This window comes from Paenibacillus selenitireducens (assembly GCF_002021565.1).
GTDB lineage: Bacteria > Bacillota > Bacilli > Paenibacillales > Paenibacillaceae > Paenibacillus_K > Paenibacillus_K selenitireducens.
In genome coordinates, this window is record NZ_MSZX01000024.1 from 1 (window position 1) to 17257 (window position 17257).

General features: G+C 47.7%; 15 protein-coding genes, 1 pseudogene and 1 other annotated feature (1 of these 17 cut by a window edge). Of the genes and pseudogenes, 9 read left to right on the top strand and 7 right to left on the bottom strand.

The window, feature by feature from the left end; all coding sequences use genetic code 11:
• From BVG16_RS30880 to BVG16_RS30885, 3 genes and pseudogenes are all read right to left on the bottom strand, one after another.
• A pseudogene (locus tag BVG16_RS30880) lies at positions 1 to 377 on the bottom strand (transposase); the annotation flags it as partial.
• A 239-nt stretch (positions 378 to 616) separates the two neighbouring features.
• Entirely contained in the window at positions 617 to 742 is a 126-nt protein-coding gene (locus tag BVG16_RS33810; protein ID WP_269845625.1) for a hypothetical protein, read from the bottom strand.
• A gap of 14 nt (positions 743 to 756) precedes the next feature.
• Entirely contained in the window at positions 757 to 1641 is an 885-nt protein-coding gene (locus BVG16_RS30885) for a helix-turn-helix transcriptional regulator (protein WP_078503044.1), read from the bottom strand.
• 228 nt (positions 1642 to 1869) lie between these two features.
• On the opposite strand from BVG16_RS30885, the gene BVG16_RS30890 reads away from it, so the two are divergent.
• From BVG16_RS30890 to BVG16_RS30910, 6 genes are all read left to right on the top strand, one after another.
• Positions 1870 to 3354 carry an erythromycin esterase family protein gene (locus tag BVG16_RS30890; RefSeq protein WP_144027548.1) on the top strand — a complete coding sequence of 495 codons (1485 nt, stop codon included), beginning with the start codon at positions 1870 to 1872 and terminating at the stop codon, positions 3352 to 3354.
• A 130-nt stretch (positions 3355 to 3484) separates the two neighbouring features.
• Positions 3485 to 4849, top strand: a complete 1365-nt coding sequence (locus BVG16_RS30895; RefSeq protein WP_078503045.1) for an alkaline phosphatase — start codon at positions 3485 to 3487, stop codon at positions 4847 to 4849.
• A 630-nt stretch (positions 4850 to 5479) separates the two neighbouring features.
• Positions 5480 to 5797 carry a hypothetical protein gene (locus tag BVG16_RS30900; protein ID WP_078503046.1) on the top strand — a complete coding sequence of 106 codons (318 nt, stop codon included), beginning with the start codon at positions 5480 to 5482 and terminating at the stop codon, positions 5795 to 5797.
• Positions 5798 to 5801: 4 nt separating this feature from the next.
• Positions 5802 to 5948 carry a hypothetical protein gene (locus tag BVG16_RS33010; protein ID WP_158081845.1) on the top strand — a complete coding sequence of 49 codons (147 nt, stop codon included), beginning with the start codon at positions 5802 to 5804 and terminating at the stop codon, positions 5946 to 5948.
• A gap of 57 nt (positions 5949 to 6005) precedes the next feature.
• Positions 6006 to 7679 (top strand): DUF6138 family protein, encoded by a 1674-nt coding sequence (locus BVG16_RS30905; RefSeq protein ID WP_078503047.1) that lies wholly within the window; start codon positions 6006 to 6008, stop codon positions 7677 to 7679.
• 103 nt (positions 7680 to 7782) lie between these two features.
• On the top strand, positions 7783 to 8169 hold the full coding sequence (locus BVG16_RS30910) for an SMI1/KNR4 family protein (RefSeq protein WP_078503048.1): 387 nt from the start codon (positions 7783 to 7785) through the stop codon (positions 8167 to 8169).
• A 127-nt stretch (positions 8170 to 8296) separates the two neighbouring features.
• Here the strand turns inward: BVG16_RS30910 and BVG16_RS30915 are convergent, their stop codons facing one another.
• Entirely contained in the window at positions 8297 to 9073 is a 777-nt protein-coding gene (locus BVG16_RS30915) for an ABC transporter ATP-binding protein (protein WP_078503049.1), read from the bottom strand.
• Entirely contained in the window at positions 9063 to 10310 is a 1248-nt protein-coding gene (locus BVG16_RS30920) for an MFS transporter (RefSeq protein WP_078503050.1), read from the bottom strand. The genes BVG16_RS30915 and BVG16_RS30920 overlap by 11 nt, the downstream gene beginning before the upstream one ends.
• Positions 10311 to 10427: 117 nt before the next feature.
• Between BVG16_RS30920 and BVG16_RS30925 the strand changes: the two genes are divergently transcribed.
• A complete protein-coding gene (locus BVG16_RS30925) occupies positions 10428 to 11240 on the top strand; it encodes a helix-turn-helix domain-containing protein (RefSeq protein ID WP_078503051.1) in 813 nt (270 codons plus the stop codon).
• A 215-nt stretch (positions 11241 to 11455) separates the two neighbouring features.
• On the opposite strand, the gene BVG16_RS30930 is transcribed toward BVG16_RS30925, so the two are convergent.
• Both BVG16_RS30930 and BVG16_RS30935 read right to left on the bottom strand, forming a co-directional pair.
• On the bottom strand, positions 11456 to 12799 hold the full coding sequence (locus BVG16_RS30930) for a sensor histidine kinase (protein ID WP_158081846.1): 1344 nt from the start codon (positions 12797 to 12799) through the stop codon (positions 11456 to 11458).
• Positions 12783 to 13508 (bottom strand): response regulator transcription factor, encoded by a 726-nt coding sequence (locus tag BVG16_RS30935; protein ID WP_078503053.1) that lies wholly within the window; start codon positions 13506 to 13508, stop codon positions 12783 to 12785. The genes BVG16_RS30930 and BVG16_RS30935 overlap by 17 nt, the downstream gene beginning before the upstream one ends.
• A gap of 183 nt (positions 13509 to 13691) precedes the next feature.
• Here BVG16_RS30935 and BVG16_RS30940 point away from each other — a divergent pair, with 183 nt between their 5' ends.
• Together BVG16_RS30940 and BVG16_RS30945 are read left to right on the top strand one after the other, a co-directional pair.
• Complete coding sequence (locus BVG16_RS30940) at positions 13692 to 15785, top strand: serine hydrolase (RefSeq protein WP_158081847.1); 2094 nt, start codon at positions 13692 to 13694, stop codon at positions 15783 to 15785.
• A 764-nt stretch (positions 15786 to 16549) separates the two neighbouring features.
• A complete protein-coding gene (locus tag BVG16_RS30945) occupies positions 16550 to 17032 on the top strand; it encodes a GNAT family N-acetyltransferase (RefSeq protein WP_078503055.1) in 483 nt (160 codons plus the stop codon).
• Between the two features lie 147 nt (positions 17033 to 17179).
• Positions 17180 to 17257, top strand: a binding site (T-box leader); it runs 162 nt beyond the window's last position.

Consider the following 17257-nt stretch of genomic DNA (forward strand, 5'->3'; position numbering starts at 1 on the left):
STRCSSATNDATACTNTRYCHNAGCDCTTCTCCTTTACTAGATTTGGATACCGCTTTTTTAAATAATCCACCTGCGCCTTCAGGTAGTCACGTTCTTCCTCAACGCTGCCAAAGACTGTGCGAGTACGCCCCTTCATTGGATTTGGCCCGTTGCCTTTCCGCTCATCGAATGACTCCCCGTTTTGCCATTTCTTTACCCATACCTTCAGTTGTGAACAGTTACGAATTCCTTCTCGTTCAGCTACCACCTTGTAGCTCGATGAACCCTCTAAATACACTCTGACCGCCTTCAATTTGAATTCTTCTGTATACGTATAGAATGTTTGTCCTTTTTTAGCCATAAAAATATCCCCTCCAAGTGTCACTCCAACCTCCATATTAACATGGAGGTTTTTTTGAGTGTCTACTTGAAGGGGATAATACCATTTTAGATATGGGGTTTTTTGATTTTATAGAGCGTTTGGTCGGGGATAGGGAAAGTATGTATGTTCTTGTCAACCTATATTCGTTGTCGGGTGTCAAGAAAGTGTACAGACTGCTTGCTGAAGGGGCAGAGCTTTGTGTGGGGATGTTAGCTTGTCCTGTGGAAGCTAACTGCTACTTTTACTGTTGGACTTTAATTAAAAATATCTTTTACCAAGTTCACGAACATATTTCCCATTAACCACTTCGAAGCCATCACGGCCGCAACAATCACAAGACCGATGACAATGCCAAGGCTTTGTTTTTTAGCATCATTCATTCCACAACACCTCTCTACTCCTCAAACGATAAATTCATAGGCTCATCTAGAAGTTCACACATAAAATCTATATTCGTCGTAGGCACCTTGGTATCCACTTCCTCGAATTGAAGCCCATCAATCCAGACCTTCCCGCTTCCGGACAGCAGCACGCCAAAAGCAATCGCGGCACTATTATCCGGCACATCCAGCACAATGCTGTAATGGTTCCACTCCGTATCACCAATAATGGGGCGGTCACTCATGTTATCAAATTGCAGTACATCATGAAGAGCATCGTCGACTCGCATCCAGAACCCGCAAAACCCGCTCACTGCCTTTGTTTTGATAAACCCTGAGAGCTTTAATCTTTTGCCGATATATTTATCCGCTTTGAATTGCTGCATCATCGTTGCAAATTCGCCTTCCGTCTGTACCACTGTAACCGACTTTAAAATTCCGGACGCTATCCCTTGATGGAAAGTTTCCCGGTCAATCCCCATCTGATAATTGAAGGGGTGACTCCCGCTTAATTGCCATCCTTTTAATAATTGTTCATTTTTCATTTTCAGTTCCTCCCTTTGCATCGTTAATTTGCCCATGATTTTGCGATACTGCCCTGGCGGTAGTTGATAGTATTTCTTAAAAGAACGAGTGAACGATTCTTGGCTTTCAAATTGATAATAGATGGCAATATCTATAATTTTTTCATCTGTGAACAGTAACATATTGGACGAATTTGCAATTCTCCGAAATCGGATATATTCAGATACGGTCACGCTAACCTCTTGCTGAAAAATCCGATGGTAATGATACTTTGAAAACCCTGCAAACCTAGCCATGCTCTCTAGCGACAACTCTTCGTGCAAATGCGTCTCTATAAAGGATATAGACTCTTGGATGATCGGACTGTAGCTCAATTTAAAACCTCCTTAGCAATAAAATAACAGAAGCAGCCGCTGCTTATTTGACATATATTGCTTTGTTCGCCTGCTTGCTTAGAAAGGATTATACATGTAATTAATAATCAACTTCATTAATATTATTGTGTTCAAAGGAAGATAGCAATAATTATCAAAAAGGTAGGATGTAATTTATGTATTCTTGAAAAAGAACGCAAATTATTTTTTGGTAAGGAGTTAGATTCAATGAAATGGAACACGAATACCCTTGGTTTACGTCGCTTTTTGTGCATGCCTCTCACTTTGATTATGCTTAGTACCTCGATGACATCAGCTGTTATACCGATAAGGACCGTATATGGGGAAGCATCGACGGGAACTTCGTCCCAACCCATGAACGGGACAGTAGTACATGAACAGCAAGTCAGAACAGCAAGATCGTATCAGGCCGCTTTATCCGATTGGAAGCGTTGGGCGGCTGATCATGCTTATGCCTTACATACGATACAACCGGAAGCATGGTCTTCGAACGGAGGATCCATTGCGCATGACAAATTTAGCGATCTCGATATGCTGATCCCTTTGCTTGCTGACAAGCGAATTGTATATCTAGGAGAAAATTCACATGGAGTGGCAGAATTTAATCTAGTCAAAACGCGCCTCATTCAATATATGCACCAAACGCTAGGATTTAACATTGTTGCATTTGAAAGTGGGTTGGGCGATGCAGCCCTTGCACAAGGACAGATAAAAATGACGGCGACTCAGGAAACGATGATGCGTTCCATATTTGGCGTATGGTGGACGAAAGAGACGAAGCCGCTATTCGAGTATATGAAGGAGACACATAAGAGTGAATCGCCTTTGCGACTGACGGGCTTCGATATTCAGGTGCAATCCCCGCTATTTCAGAATGCGAATTGGATTCCAAGCAATGGGCTGAAGGACAGAGCGCTGCAAGCGGAACAAGAGGTTCATAAGTGGAGAATGAGCAAGGATCTCAGCGGATTCCGCAAGGCCAAGCGTGAGCTGATTAAGGTGTATGAAGAGCTATTGCAGGTCGTGACTAAGAATGAAAATGCGCTGAAGATGGACTATCCCGATGAGCCGCATATCGTCAAATTGATGAAGCGAGCGCTAGAGGATCGCATCCGGGTCATCCAGGAGTTTAATGAGCTGTGCATCCAATCTAATATATTAACAGAACAAGAAGATTATAGTGCCTCTCAGTCTATGATGGAATGGCGCGATCGTGCGATGGCAAGTAATCTTGCCTGGCTGGCAACAGAAATTTATCCGGAAGAGAATATCATCGTGTGGGGACATAATGGCCATATAAGCAAAGCACAGTCTCTGATTTCAACTATGCCAAAGAGTATGGGAGAGCTCATGTCGAAGGAACTGCAGCAGGAAAGCTACGTCATGGGTCTATTTATGGGCGAAGGACAAGCAGCCGAGAATACGAGGGAGCCGGTTCAGTTGGATCCGATTATCCCGGGATCTATGGAAGATATTTTATCGGCAGCAGGACAGCCATATACATTCATGGATTTACGCTATCGGGAAAATGAACGGGGAAATTCGTGGATATTCGAACGGATGATAGCCTCTTATCAGGTGATGATGCCGATGTCGCTAGAGCTAAGACGGCATTTCGACGGCGTTCTGCTGATCAAACAAGTGAAGATGCCGACATACTTGCCGCATAAAGTGACCAAGCAAATAGGCTAATCCGAAGTGGAGTACACATAAGTTAGACGGAAAGAGGCAAGTTTTTACAATCGCTTTACTCTCTGATGATATTCTCCTAATAGTGATATTCTATTATCGACTTAAGCGTTAACTACTAAGGAGGTTCGTTATGTTTAAGAAATTCTCTAAAAAAGTAATTCCTTTCGCTGTCGTGTCATCACTGGCGATTTCAGTCATGGTATCGGGCCCAGCACTGAGTTCTGCAGATCCTAAAAAAGAAGATGCTAAACAGATTAAAAATGTTATTTTCCTTATCGGCGATGGCATGGGGTTATCCTATACGTCTGCATATCGCTATATGAAAGATGATCCTAAGACACCTGTCAAAGAAAAAACCGAATTCGATAAATATTTCGTGGGAACACAAATGACTTATCCTGAGGATGAGCATCAGAATATTACCGATTCCGCCTCTGCCGCAACGGCCATGTCCGCAGGCGTAAAAACGTACAATGCTGCAATCGCCGTTGATAATGACTTCACAGAAGTTAGAACGGTGCTAGAAGCAGCGAAAGAAAATGGAAAGTCGACCGGATTGGTCGCCACATCCGAAATTACGCATGCAACACCTGCCGCTTACGGGGCACATGACATCAATCGCAAAAATATGGATGCCATCGCAGATGATTACTTCGACGAACTCGTCAATAAGAAACACAAAATTGATGTATTGTTAGGTGGCGGTTCGAGCAATTTTGTACGTAAGGACAGAAACCTGACTGAAGAATTCAAAAAAGCCGGTTACAGCTATGTGACAGATCGTGAAAGCATGTTGAAGGACACGAATAACCAAATCCTCGGTTTATTCGCACCAGGTGGATTGGATAAGGCGATTGACCGCAACGAAAAGACCCCTTCACTTCAAGAGATGACGAAAGCGGCCATTCAACGTCTTAGCAAAAATAAGAGCGGATTTTTCTTGATGGTAGAAGGCAGCCAAATCGATTGGGCAGGACATGATAATGATGTAGTCGCATCCATGAGCGAGATGGCTGATTTCGAGAAGGCATTTAAAGAAGCGATTGATTTTGCCAAGCAAGATGGGAATACGTTAGTTGTAGCGACGGCTGACCATTCCACCGGCGGATTCTCGATTGGCGCTAATGGCATCTACAATTTTGATGTAACTCCGATCAAAGCTGCTAAACGCACGCCAGATTTCATGGCAGCAGAGATTCTTGGCGGCGCATCGGTTGAAGAAACACTGAAAAAATATATCGATCTGAAACTGACGAATGATGAAATCAAATCCGTTAAAGATGCAGCTGCAACGAAGGATCAGACGAAGACGGACAATGCGATCGAAGCCATCTTCGATACGCGTTCCAATACGGGCTGGACGACTGGCGGCCATACCGGAGAGGACGTGCCGGTCTACGCGTTCGGGCCTGGCAAAGAGAAGTTCGCTGGTCTCATTGATAATACGGATAATGCTAAAATCATCTTCAATATCATTGAAGGAAAAAACAAGTAACCTGTGAATGAATAGAACAGGCGGGTCAGAGCGGAATACTAACGCTCGGCCCGCTTTTCTATTTCCGATGGGTCATATCCTTATCGATATATCGGGTGTGCGCCCTTGCAGGTTTTCTTCTACTACAGATTTACGTATTGGAATTGCTATAAGATCGGGGTGGGGAAAAATACGAGGTATATCAAGTGTATCCTGTAGATTAGCAGTAGAATTAACTAGCCCTTAAAGCCCCTGTGAGTTTGGCCTCGCAAGGGCTTTTTTTCATGCGATTGTATGTCAATAACACCGCAATCAAATTAGGTTTGAGCCTTTATTATTGTGGAAAGTTGGAGAGTGTTTTCCAAAATTCAGGTGAAAAGTAGGTAGACTCAGCACAAATGATCACTATAATGGAAATAAAAGGACCAGGCGGTCTCCGATGGTATAGTTCGATACGTTTACGAATCGGAAAGTAAGCAGCTGAAAAATGAGGCTCAAGAAATCAAAGTTGTCATGCACGTAAGCAAAAGATACATTATCAGCAATCAACGAAGGAGCATGCCACGGCAGCACTTGTCGATAACCCCGTTAAAACTCTCCGACTACACCAACCGCATGAAAATCTCATTATTATTTGGAGGAATAACCGGTATGGATAGAAAGAAGATGAGCCTGCTCAAGAAACTCTATCATTCAATTAATTCAGTTTACGATCGTGAACGCGAAGTTCGGTTATACAAAGAAGACTCATTAACGGATCAGGAAAAAGATCTGCTGAAAGAAATGAACTGGGTGGTCAACCAGGTGGAATTGCTCTCCCATGACTCATGCGTCAAGGAGCTAGTAAAGCTAAGGCAGGACAGGCGCTTACATCGAGATCGCATCATAGATGGCTTTATCGCTGGAATCGGTGGAAGTTATCCCCAATTCTTTTGTCCAGACTCATTTCAATACCTGGACGGAATTTGAATATATGGTAAGTCAAGAAGAAAAGCTTCCGAATACAAAAGGCCGCTCGGATATGGAGATGCCGTGGGCGGCTTGGAACGGAGAACTTAAAATCAATCGGGACGTGACCAAGGAGCTTTTTGGAGAAGAGTACGTTCTGACTAAAGATTAAAATAACGTTGACGATATGGCGAGATCAGCCAATGTTACACTCGGAAAGGCGGAAATGATGAACACATTGCAGGAAGAAGCGCTGAAAGAGATGAAAACGGCGATTCATAAATGGTTTGAGGAACAGGAAAATCGAATTGACATAGAGGGATTGGGCAAACGCACCACGCTGCAAATAGGCATCTTTAACTTTGTTATGCTGGACTATCGGCCGGGCAGGACCAGGGTTGACAGTTCGAAATCTGTGGGGAGTGCCGCAGGCAAAAAGTCGATGAAAGCTTCACCCTTTACGCGGGAGCAGGTATTGCATGAGGTTCAGCCCCTGCTGGCGGAAATCGTAAGGAAGAGGCTGGACAAGCTGGAAACGTCGCCGTTAATCAACTACCGGTTTACCCTCCAAGGAACCTTCGCAACGATGGACGGACTTGTGGAATTAACGGTGCTGGAAACTGTATATGAAGAGAAAAAGCGGCAGCTTCTGGAGCGAATTCAGTCCTATATTGAGAAAAAACTGGAGAAGGGCTCTTACCCGACAAGCAGGCTGGAAACCTTCTTTTTGGCGCGTCATTTACTGGATCCGTATTTGTTTCCCGAACCGGAAGCCGCAAAGACGATAGCTTTATTTGACCGGATTCAGAAGTTGAATAAAGAACGGGGGGAAGCTCTCGCGGAGCATCGAAGAGATATCATTAGGGCTTTGACCCACTGGGCCGAGAATGTATTTTTGCCGCGTTACTATGACGTCACCCGTTCCGATTACAGAACCAATGAATATGTGATCAAGCCGGATGCTGTTCTTGAGAATAAGGATGAGCCGAATCAGCCTATCGACCTTCTGTTGTACGGAGCGGTGATGATTATTCGTTACGAGCCGAACTTCAACAAATCCATGGGCCAGACTTTTCTGGAGCTGGCGAAGCAGCTTGGCAGCGGCAAAGCCGCGCGTATGCTGAAGGAGGGTAGCGACAGCTTCTCGCAAGAAGACGTCCATATGCGCCACGAGTTGGTCGAATGCAAGGCTAACGATGTATTTTCCCTCATTACGGTCGTTATTCGCAAAGAAGAAGCCGGGGCATACGAACGGGCGATTTCGTTTATTCTCTTCCTGCTCCGAAAAGATTTCCCGAAAAGCTACAAAATCAAGCTAAAATCCACCGTGAGAGAGGCATTGCCAGTCAAGGGGCTTGCCAAATCGGATACGCACCGTTTTTTTGCGAATGCGCTGGCTTATTCGGAGCTGCATCTGTTATTGGAGGAATACGCTCGTGAGGCGATGGAAGAGTTTGAATGGTACGAAGATACGGAAAGCGAAAAAAGCGTAATGCCGGGCAGTTATGCCGTATTTGGGCTGGGACTTTCGTCCGAGCGGTATTTTCCGCTCGTTGAAGCTTACATGGACCTTGTGGACGATGAGCACCAGCTGGTGCATGACAAGTTCACAGCCGTTTTTGCCGAAACCTATGGCATAACGGAACGCTCGACTCCCACCTTGATAGCCTGCCTGCTGCGCTCCCACGATTCGCTAAAGCTGAAGATTCAGCCGGAGCTGGAAAGCGAAGACAAGCTGTCGCTATTAGTTCAGCATATAGAGACTCTGTCGGATGACGAAGCCGAGCGGGTGCTGTACCCGATCTGGGGCAAGGTGGAGAAGCTGGTTGCATTGTCACGCAAGGCGCAGGAACCGCGCAAGGAGCTGCTGCTTCGTCTGCTAAAGGCGGCGGGTAAATTCTGACGGTACGCAATAAGACCGAGGCGCCAGACAAAACGTAATATGCGTGAAGAGGATAGGATAGTAGCAGGCAAAGAAACAGGTGTTTGGAGAGGGGATGAAATCCATGTATGAACGTTTAGCTGACAAACTGAAGACGACTTCCGCTGTAAAATGGTTTTCTAGCCGTGGGGCGGAAGAGAGCTGGATAGCAGAAGTGGCGGAGGAACTGGGATTCCCTCTGCCTCCGTCTTACCGCTGGTGGCTGATTCATTATGGTAATGCCCGGTTTGGTGACGAAAATATTCTATCGATCGCTTCTCCGGAACACAGAGAGTATGACGATACCGACCTTCTTTATATACATAGATTGAATAAAGCGGAGGATTGGTGGGTAAAGCAATTTCCAAACAGACTAGACTTGTTCGTACCCATGCCTAATCTGGCAAATGAGTGTAAGCGTTTGAGGTTGAAGGCTAGGGTCCTGGCAAGATTGTTGTTGACTTGCTGGTAGAAATCGACAAGAATAAATGGATCGTAACGTTAAAAGATAACCTATCATCTAGACCCAAATCGGGATAGGATGGGTTATCTTCGGTTATCTCTACATGATTTCGTTGTCACTCAATTTGAACGGCGCATTAATCGGCCATACGAACATATACCCGCTCACGATGCTTCTCTACCACGACAGGCGATTCGAAGAATTCACTAAGGCCTTCTTCAGTCAATACCTCTTCCGTCCTTCCGCATCGCACGGCCTCGCCGCCACGGATGAGAAGCGCATGCGTGAATACTGGTAGAATCTCTTCCGTATGATGCGTGACGTAGATTAGCGTCGGGGCGTGCGCGCTTTTGGCCAGTTCCTGAATGCTGGCGAGCAGCCGTTCGCGGGAGAACAGATCAAGGCCGTTACACGGTTCGTCCAGGATGAGAATGCGAGGCTTGGCCATCAGCGCACGGGCGATGAGAAGCTTCTGCTTCTCGCCCTGCGAGCAGGTGCGGAACTCACGGTCCCACAGGTGGGCACAACTCAACTGATCCATCAGCGACCGCGCGAATGCCAGTTCCTCTTCTTTTATCGAATCGTACAACCCGATCGTTGCGTGTTTACCGCTGATCACGATGTTTTGCGTTCGCTCCGCGGCATACAGTTTCTCCTGCAGCGACGTGCTCACCCAGCCGATGGATTTGCGAAGCTCACGCAAATCGATCTCGCCAAAGGGGTGGCCGAGGACGCTAACGGAACCTTCGGATGGCCAAAAGTATCCGTTAATCATATTCAAGAGCGTTGTTTTGCCGGAGCCGTTCAGGCCAAGCAGAGCCCAGTGCTCGCCAGTCGCGACCTGCCAATTCACATCCTTCAGCAGTGTTAGGCCTTCCCTGCGCCATGTAACATGTTCGATATTAATGATCATGTGTCGGAATCAACTTCCTTTCAGCCACTAGCTTGGAATCGTGTGGCAGCAGCAAAGCGCATATGCCGAGCAAAGGCAGAAACGAGCAGAGCGTAATGGTGAATTGAACGCCCGCCGTATCCGTCAGCCACCCTAACAGGACGGAGCCGAGGCCAGCCATGCCGAACGCCAGCCCGAAAAACAAGCCGGATATGGTTCCGACATGATTCGGCAAGAGTTCTTGCGCATACACGATAATGACGGAGAAGCCGGACATGAGAATCAGACCGATCATGCAGCATAGCAGCAGTGCGAGCCCCGGACTAACATAGGGCAGCAAGAGCGAAAACGGCGCCGTTCCTGCAATGGAGATCCAGATCATCGTTTTGCGTCCGAATCGGTCGGCTAGCGGCCCGCCGAGCAGCGTGCCGAGCATGCCGGCGAATTGCAGCGCGAACAAGCAGAGCTGTGCATTAGACAGCGGCAGATGGTATTGTTCTATGAAATAGAATGAATAGAAGCCCGTCATGCCGGCGATATAGATGAATTTGGAGAAGAGCAATATGATCAGCAGCGTCATCGTGCCCGCGATGAATAGCGGAGAGAACGCTCGCACTTGTCTATCCGATGATAGGGTAGCAGGCTTCTTCTTATCGTGCGCGGCAGCTAGCTGTCCCGCATACCAGCGGCTGATGACGAGCTGTACCACGATGCCGACGACCGCTGCGATCGTAAACCACAGAAATCCTTGTTGACCGTGGGGCATGAGCACGAACGCGACGAGTAGAGGCGCAAGCGCTTGGCCGGTGTTGCCCCCGACCTGAAAGATCGACTGAGCCAATCCGAGCCTTGCTCCGGCCGCCAATCGTGCGACTCGAGACGATTCAGGGTGCAGTAAGGATGAACCGACACCGATGAAGAGGGCAGATAATAGGATCATCCAGAGGGTCTTCGCATAAGCGAAACCGAGCACGCCGACGAGAGAGAAGATCATGCCAAGTGGTAACAGGCTTGGCATCGGCTTGCGGTCCGACATGTAGCCAATGAACGGCTGCAGCAAGGAGGCGGTAATATTGAGCACGAACGCCACCCAGCCGATTTGCGTAAACGTCAGATGCATCGTAGATTGAAAGAGCGGGAAAGCGGAAGGTACGGCAGTCTGCATTGCATCATTGAGTAGATGGGCAAAGCTGACGCCGAATAGCATCCATGCCGCCGTATTGCGCGGCGCTTGGATTGCGGCGGTGTTAGGGACCATATGGTATTCCTCCTATCTATTTTTTTACATTTTAGCGAATGGGAAGGAATGAGTCGTTGCGATTATTGCTGCAAATCGAGCAACTTTTGATATAGATTAGGGGTCAGGTGAAAAGACATGGAGATGAGAACCGAAACAGAATGGATAGAGTTGTGGCAGGTAAGTGACGATTTTAACAATGTTGCCCATCAGCATGACGAATGGATACAAGTCACGCTGCCGATCAAAGGCACCTGTCATTTTACGCAAGAGGCGCGCAACTATGATTTGAGGCAAGGAAACGGCATGATTCAGCCGCCGGGAACGAAGCATTATTTTCATCTCGGGGAGCAGACTTCCGTCATTATCCTGAAGGTACGCGACAACGGAATTGGCAACTCAGCCAGCATCCATCCTGGGTTAACGGCGGGGGCGGGCTATTCGATTCGACAGGCGTTCGATTCGGACGATATAATCCGTCGATTCAGCAAATGGATACTTGCGCTCATTCAAGGACAGACGTTGGCGGATCCGCTCGCCAAGCAGGAAGTGGAGCATGACGTGATGACCTATCTTGCCGCGCTGCTCGGATTCGAGGGGGAGAGGTCGGGTACGGCCGAGTTGCCAAGGGGCTGCACCGATCCACATATTTTACGGGCTCTGACGTACATGCACGATTGCTACGAGAATACGATCTCGATCGACGAGTTGGCGGGGACCGCGCTGCAGAGCCGGTTTCATTTCATTCGCTCCTTCCGCAAGGCGACGGGCACGACGCCTTATCAATACTTGCTGAAGCTGCGCATCGCTGAGGCGATGGTCCGTCTGCGTCGCTCCGGTGCGACGATCGGGCAGATCAGCGCAGATCTCGGATTTTCGAGTACGAGCCAATTCCATCGGGCATTCCTGAAAATGACGGGTTTGACGCCTCAAGCATACCGCCTGCAATGATGATGAGCGCACGCCAAAATACGGTCAGTTTTCGCTTCGCGTTCCGAAGTGAAAGCTGACCGTATTGAAGTTTAGGAGATTGATGTCATTTGTTTCGTTGGAAGAAACAAGTCAGACTTCTGCCGCTTTTGATAATAAATATTCCTGGAAAGGCCAAAACCCAGTCGAATGCATCGGCTGGGTTTTGGATTTGTTGTTTCAGATTCGATTCCACCTCAGTTATGAGATTTCGGAATCACCGCTTGGAACGAGGTTCTGCCGTGATCTGAGACAAGTTTCAACTGCCCGCCGTGGCGTTCAATCGCCTTCCTCGCAATGGCGAGCCCGAGCCCGGTTCCGCCGCTGCTTTGCCGCGATTCGTCGCCTCGGACGAATGGATCGAATAGCACGTCCCGCAGCGCTTCCGGGATGCCGGAGCCGTTATCGGATATGTGCAGGCGTACCGCTTGCTCCGTGTCGATCAATTCCACCGCAACCACGGTACCCGGCGGATTATGCATTAATGCATTGGACAGCAGGTTGGATACTGCGCGGTACATCGAGTTGGCATGGAAACTCAGTAGTATTTTACCGCTAGGGATTTCTACGACAAGCTCATGGCCTTTGCTCTCGAACGGCTCTATATATTCGATCGCGATATGTCGGAGAAATTCGGCGAAGTCGCCTTGCTGGGCGGCAAAAGGATACTCCTCACTATCCAGCATTGCAAGCTGGAACATATCGTCGACAAGGGCGGTAACGACAACGGACTTATCGTAGATCATCTTCAAATATCGCTCTTGTCTGTCGGGTCTGTCGACAAAGCCGAGATGCAGCGCTTTGGCATATCCTTGAATCGTCGTAACCGGCGTTTTCAGATCGTGCGACAGGTCGAGCAGCATCTGCTGCTTGCTATGCATCAGCTTTTTATTCTCAAGCTCCGACCGCTCGAGGTGGGTCGACATTTCGTTGAAATGGTCTTGAATCAGATTGAATTCATAGTTGGAGACAAACGACATCCGTTCCCCATAATGGCCGTCTCTCATCCGCGTAATCGTCTTCGCGATCTTCTCCAGCGGTTCGGTAATCCGTCTGGCAGTCCAGCGGCTGTATATGTACACCGCTATACCGAACAATAGGAGTAACACCAGGTTCAGCTGAACGTAAAAATTGCTGTGCTGCTTTGGCATGGCCAACAACAGGGAGTACGGTTTGCCATCAAGCGTCTGTAAGGGCGCAAGGGTGTACACATGGCTCTGATCCGGACGGTCGTATAATCGTCCGAGCAGCTGTTCCGCGGTATAACGCTCGCTAAGGTCTGTCGGACGCCCGTTCCGAAAGATGACCCGTCGTTGCTCGTCCAATACGTCCAACTGACCGCCCAGCGTCGTAATTCGCTCCGTTGGGATGTTCTGGTAATCCGGACGAACGATGGACGCCGCGCTCACCTGGAACGACGCCCCCGTCTCGAGCCAATTCCCCATCAACAATACCCCGACTATATTGATCGCACCGAGGGTCAGAGCAAATAACAGATAGGTCTTCATTAGCGAGCTAGAGAGTTTATCTGTTTTTTTCAACGAAATCGTCCTTTGTAGCGAATTTGTAGCCGAGACCCCGTACAGTCTTGACGAATACCGGCGGGCCATGCGGATCTTCGATTTTGTCCCTGAGCCGGTAGATAAGCACCATGATGCTGTTGTCATCCTCCCAGTACGTCTCGGACCAGGCTTGCTCGAACAACTGCTGCTTCGTGAAAATACGGCCCGGCGCCAGCATGAAAGTGTTCAGCATCTTGTACTCTAATGAGGTCAACGGAATTTCGATTCCGCCGCGGTAGACAACGCAGGCGTGATGATCCAGCGTTAGCGGTCCAATTGTCGTGTGGGAGGGTGGCTCGGGCTTAGACTCGGATGCATTGAAATCAAACGCGCGCCGCAGCTGCGCTTGGATGCGCGCGACCACTTCAAGCGGATTGAACGGTTTGGCGATAAAATCGTCGGCGCCTAGACCAAGTCCCAATATTTTATCGCTGTCGCGATTTTTGGCCGACAGAATAATAACGGGCAGCTTATAATCAGCCCGTAGCTTCTTGATCAACTGATACCCATCCAACCTCGGCATCATGATGTCGACCACGGCTAGATCGATCCGGCGCTGTCGAATACACGCCCATGCTTGCTCTCCGTCGTATGCCTCGATCACCTCGTAGTTCTCCCTTTCCAGAAACAGCTTCAATAATTCCACGATTTCCCGTTCGTCGTCGGCAATGAGAATAGTTTTGATCATGAAGCGGATACTCCTTCCCGTTGGATGTCCTAGCGGCATCGCAAGTCTGGATACGTTCTTCTCTTTTCATTCGGCAAATCCTCTTTTGTAAGGTAAATATAAGATGAGACTCAGGATGGAGAAAGATTGATCCCTTATGATGAAAGGGTGCAAAAGATGATTTCGCCAATGGGAGGGGTACGGATGGAAGCACCACGAATATGGAAAAAAGCATGTTCTATCGCGGTTGTTGCGAGCGTTGGACTGGCGCTGACGGTACATGCGGCAGCCAGTGCAGGGATACAGCCTTCGGGAGTGGATACGGGTACAGGAACTGGAGCGGGAATGAATGTACAACAAGCCGCATTAGCGAAATCGGTGGATTTAAGCGGCCTGGAGGCGCTCTCCGATCAATTCATGAGAGGCCGAAAGGGGGCGGAGGATCCGCAGGGGACAGCGATTGTTGTCGTGCAAGACGGTCGCATCGTCTTCCAAAAAGGTTACGGCTATGCCAATGTTAGCAAAAAAACCGCGATCGATCCGGTAAAGACTGTGTTCCGCGTCGGATCGGTCACCAAAGTGTTTACTGCGGCAGCGATCATGAAGCTGGTCGAGCTAGGGAAAATTGATTTGAAGGAAGACGTGCAGAAGTATATGGGCGGATTGAAGCTGGATAATCCGTTTCATACGGCTGTGACCGTACACGACCTGCTGACCCACACAAGCGGATTTCAAGTGACGGTGGAACCGCCGGAATCCTATACCCCGGACCTGAAGAGCAATGTGAGCTTAAAGGACTTCGTGGAACAGCGCATGCCGCCTGTCGTTCGCGAACCGGGAACGTCGTACATGTACGATAATTTCGCCTTCAACCTGCTCGGATATATCGTCGAGAACGTATCGGGTATGTCCTTCGAGCAATATGTGAAAGAGAATATATTTAACCCGCTTCACATGAAGAACACGGAAATCGCAATTTCGGACCAATCACTGCCGCAGCTTGCAACAGGCTACGATGCGGGTAACAAGGCAATGCCGCCGTATGCAACGACACCAAGAGAAATGGCTGATGGCGGCATGCTGATGACGGCAGAGGATGCGGCGCATTTTATGATTGCCCAATTGAACGGCGGCAAGGTTGGTGATACCCAAATTTGGAGCAAAACGTCCATCGAGAAGATGCAGCAGTTCCAGACGGGTATTCATCCGGCTTTTCCGGACGCGACTTATGGCTTTGAAAATTTGTTCGAAGCGAATAAAAACAACGGCTTGCACGTGATTGGCAAAGGCGGAGATGTGCCAGGATTTAGCTCCTACATGTTGCTTATGCCGGAGAAAAATATTGGCATATTCCTCGTCCATAACAAGATGGGTGCCTCGACAAAGCTGGCTTGGGCATGGTACACCATGTTCGTCGATCAATATTTTCCTGATGCCGGGGGAGAGCCAATGGCGCTATCGACGCCAGTTGAGCAGTTGAAGCGATTCGAGGGCGTCTATACGGACTTACGCATGAACTTCCTGCTCACGAAGGTGGCAGCGACAGGACCTGGCGAATTGACCGTCGACATTCTCGGCCAATCGCAGAAGCTGAAGCAAATCGATCCGTTACTATTCGTAGACGACAGTGGCAGGATGCTGGCTTTTAAAGAAGAACGGGACGGTTCGATCTCCTATCTGAAATATCGGAATCCGGTCAGCTACGCCCAGAAAGCTTCAGCGACCTTCATCGACGTCGACCAGAAAAGCGAAAATGCGCCTTTTATCGGACAACTCAAAGCAATGGGCATTTTGCGAGGAACAGAAGACGGACGCTTCCATCCGCAGAAGCCGGTGACGCGGGCCGAAATGACGGCATGGATGGTTCGCATGATGGGGCATACCCTATCCAAGAAGCCGGTGAGATATGAGGATGCCTCCGGAATGTGGGCTGCAAGGGAGATCGAAACAGCTGCGGAAGCAGGTCTTGTGCAGGGTGTTACGGACAAGAGATTCGCGCCGGATCAAGCGTTGATACGGCAGGACGCGGCAAAGTTTTTCGTGCGCGCGCTCCAAGGAACGTCTTCGCCGGAACAGCTAACCGAACTGCCTTTGGATCAGATCAAGCTTGCCCAGCCGGGTGATGCGAAGGCCGACATAAGCATGAAGGTGATCATCGCCATGGGTCTGGCAGGTTCTGATGTCGCAGTGATGCGTGACGGTGCGGTCGATTTCCGTCCCAAAGATCCGCTCACTCGGGAGGAAGCCGCATATTGGTTCGCTCAGTTTATTTCGAAGTACATTATGGGTGCGAAGTAACAGTCAAAAAAGTGTTGAGTGCTAACGCTTGATGCTGTATCAAATCATTCAGTGTTGGCGGAAATAGTAAAGAGGGGCGGAGAACCCCTCTTTACACGAACGGGCAGGATAGTTGAATGACTCCATTGAGGGTGCCTCATTTTAACCGCTATAGGAATGAGTGATTTTTTGGGGAATATGATGGTTGCATGAAAGAAGTCTGCACGGTGTTTGAGGAAGAAGGCAAATTGCTTTTTGACGGATTGCCTCACGCATAGCCTCGAGTCCCTCTATTGAAAACGTTCGGCTTAACTTTCGATGTGGAGTCACTACCATTTCAGATTACCTTTGAAGCTGATCCCTCGACAGAACAAATCAAGGGATTTTTCGTGCACGGGTCAGAACTCTTGGGAGGACCAGTCAATGGTATTTTCAGAAGAAAGAAAAACAATTTATTGGGCTAATGGGCAGTTTACGCTAATACGTATCTTCAAAACCTTGAAAGCCAACCGATCATTGCGGCAGCCAACTGCTTTTACGGGTTGAATTCTTCTGGGATATATTAGTTAAGTTTTTCTAGGTCCAAACGGCTGAGAATATCAAGCAAAATGAAAAGGATCAGGCTAATTATATAAATCATGTATAATAGAAATAAAAATATAGTGAAGATAATTTATATTACTTAAAAATAAATTGAAATTTTGAAGTATTTTGAAGTGATGATGAGGGGGCTTGAAAATCCAAGCACTTGAAATTCAACAGTTTAGAAAAGAGGAGATTGATGTATGGAAATCCGTACCGCTACACTAAATGATTTATCTATTCTAACTGAAATTGGAGAATTGTGTTTTCCACCTGAAGAAGCAGCGAGAGAGAAGGAGTTTGAAGAAAGATTGAAAGTGTATCCAAATCATTTCTGGATTTTGGAAAATGATGGAGAACCAATAGGTTTTATCAATGGAATGGTAACAAATGAGACAAAAATCCGAGATGTAATGTTTAAAAATGCTTCTTTGCATGAGGAAGATGGAGCATGGCAGGCTATATTTGGCGTAAATACAGTTCCTAAATACCGAAAGTGTGGATATGCCACCAAAATGATGGAACAGGTAATAGTGGATGCAAAAAAACAAGGACGAAAAGGTTGTATTTTGACTTGTAAAGAGGAGTTAATACATTATTACGAAAAATTTGGATATAAAAATGAAGGGGTATCACAATCTAAACTAGCTGGTGAAGTCTGGTATGATATGCGTTTGGAGTTTTAATGTAGATTTGAAATGATACAGAAATGTTAACCACTCGGATGGAACAGTATACTGCGTATCAGAATCAGCACTGGTTGAAAAACAAATAGAATTCTTGACAACTTGGTAATAATAAATTATTGTATTATCAATAATATCCACATATTGTAAAATGCAGTGAAAAGGAAAAGTAATTAATCACTCGAATCTTAGAGAGCCCATGCTGGTGAAATTGGGTATTCGAGC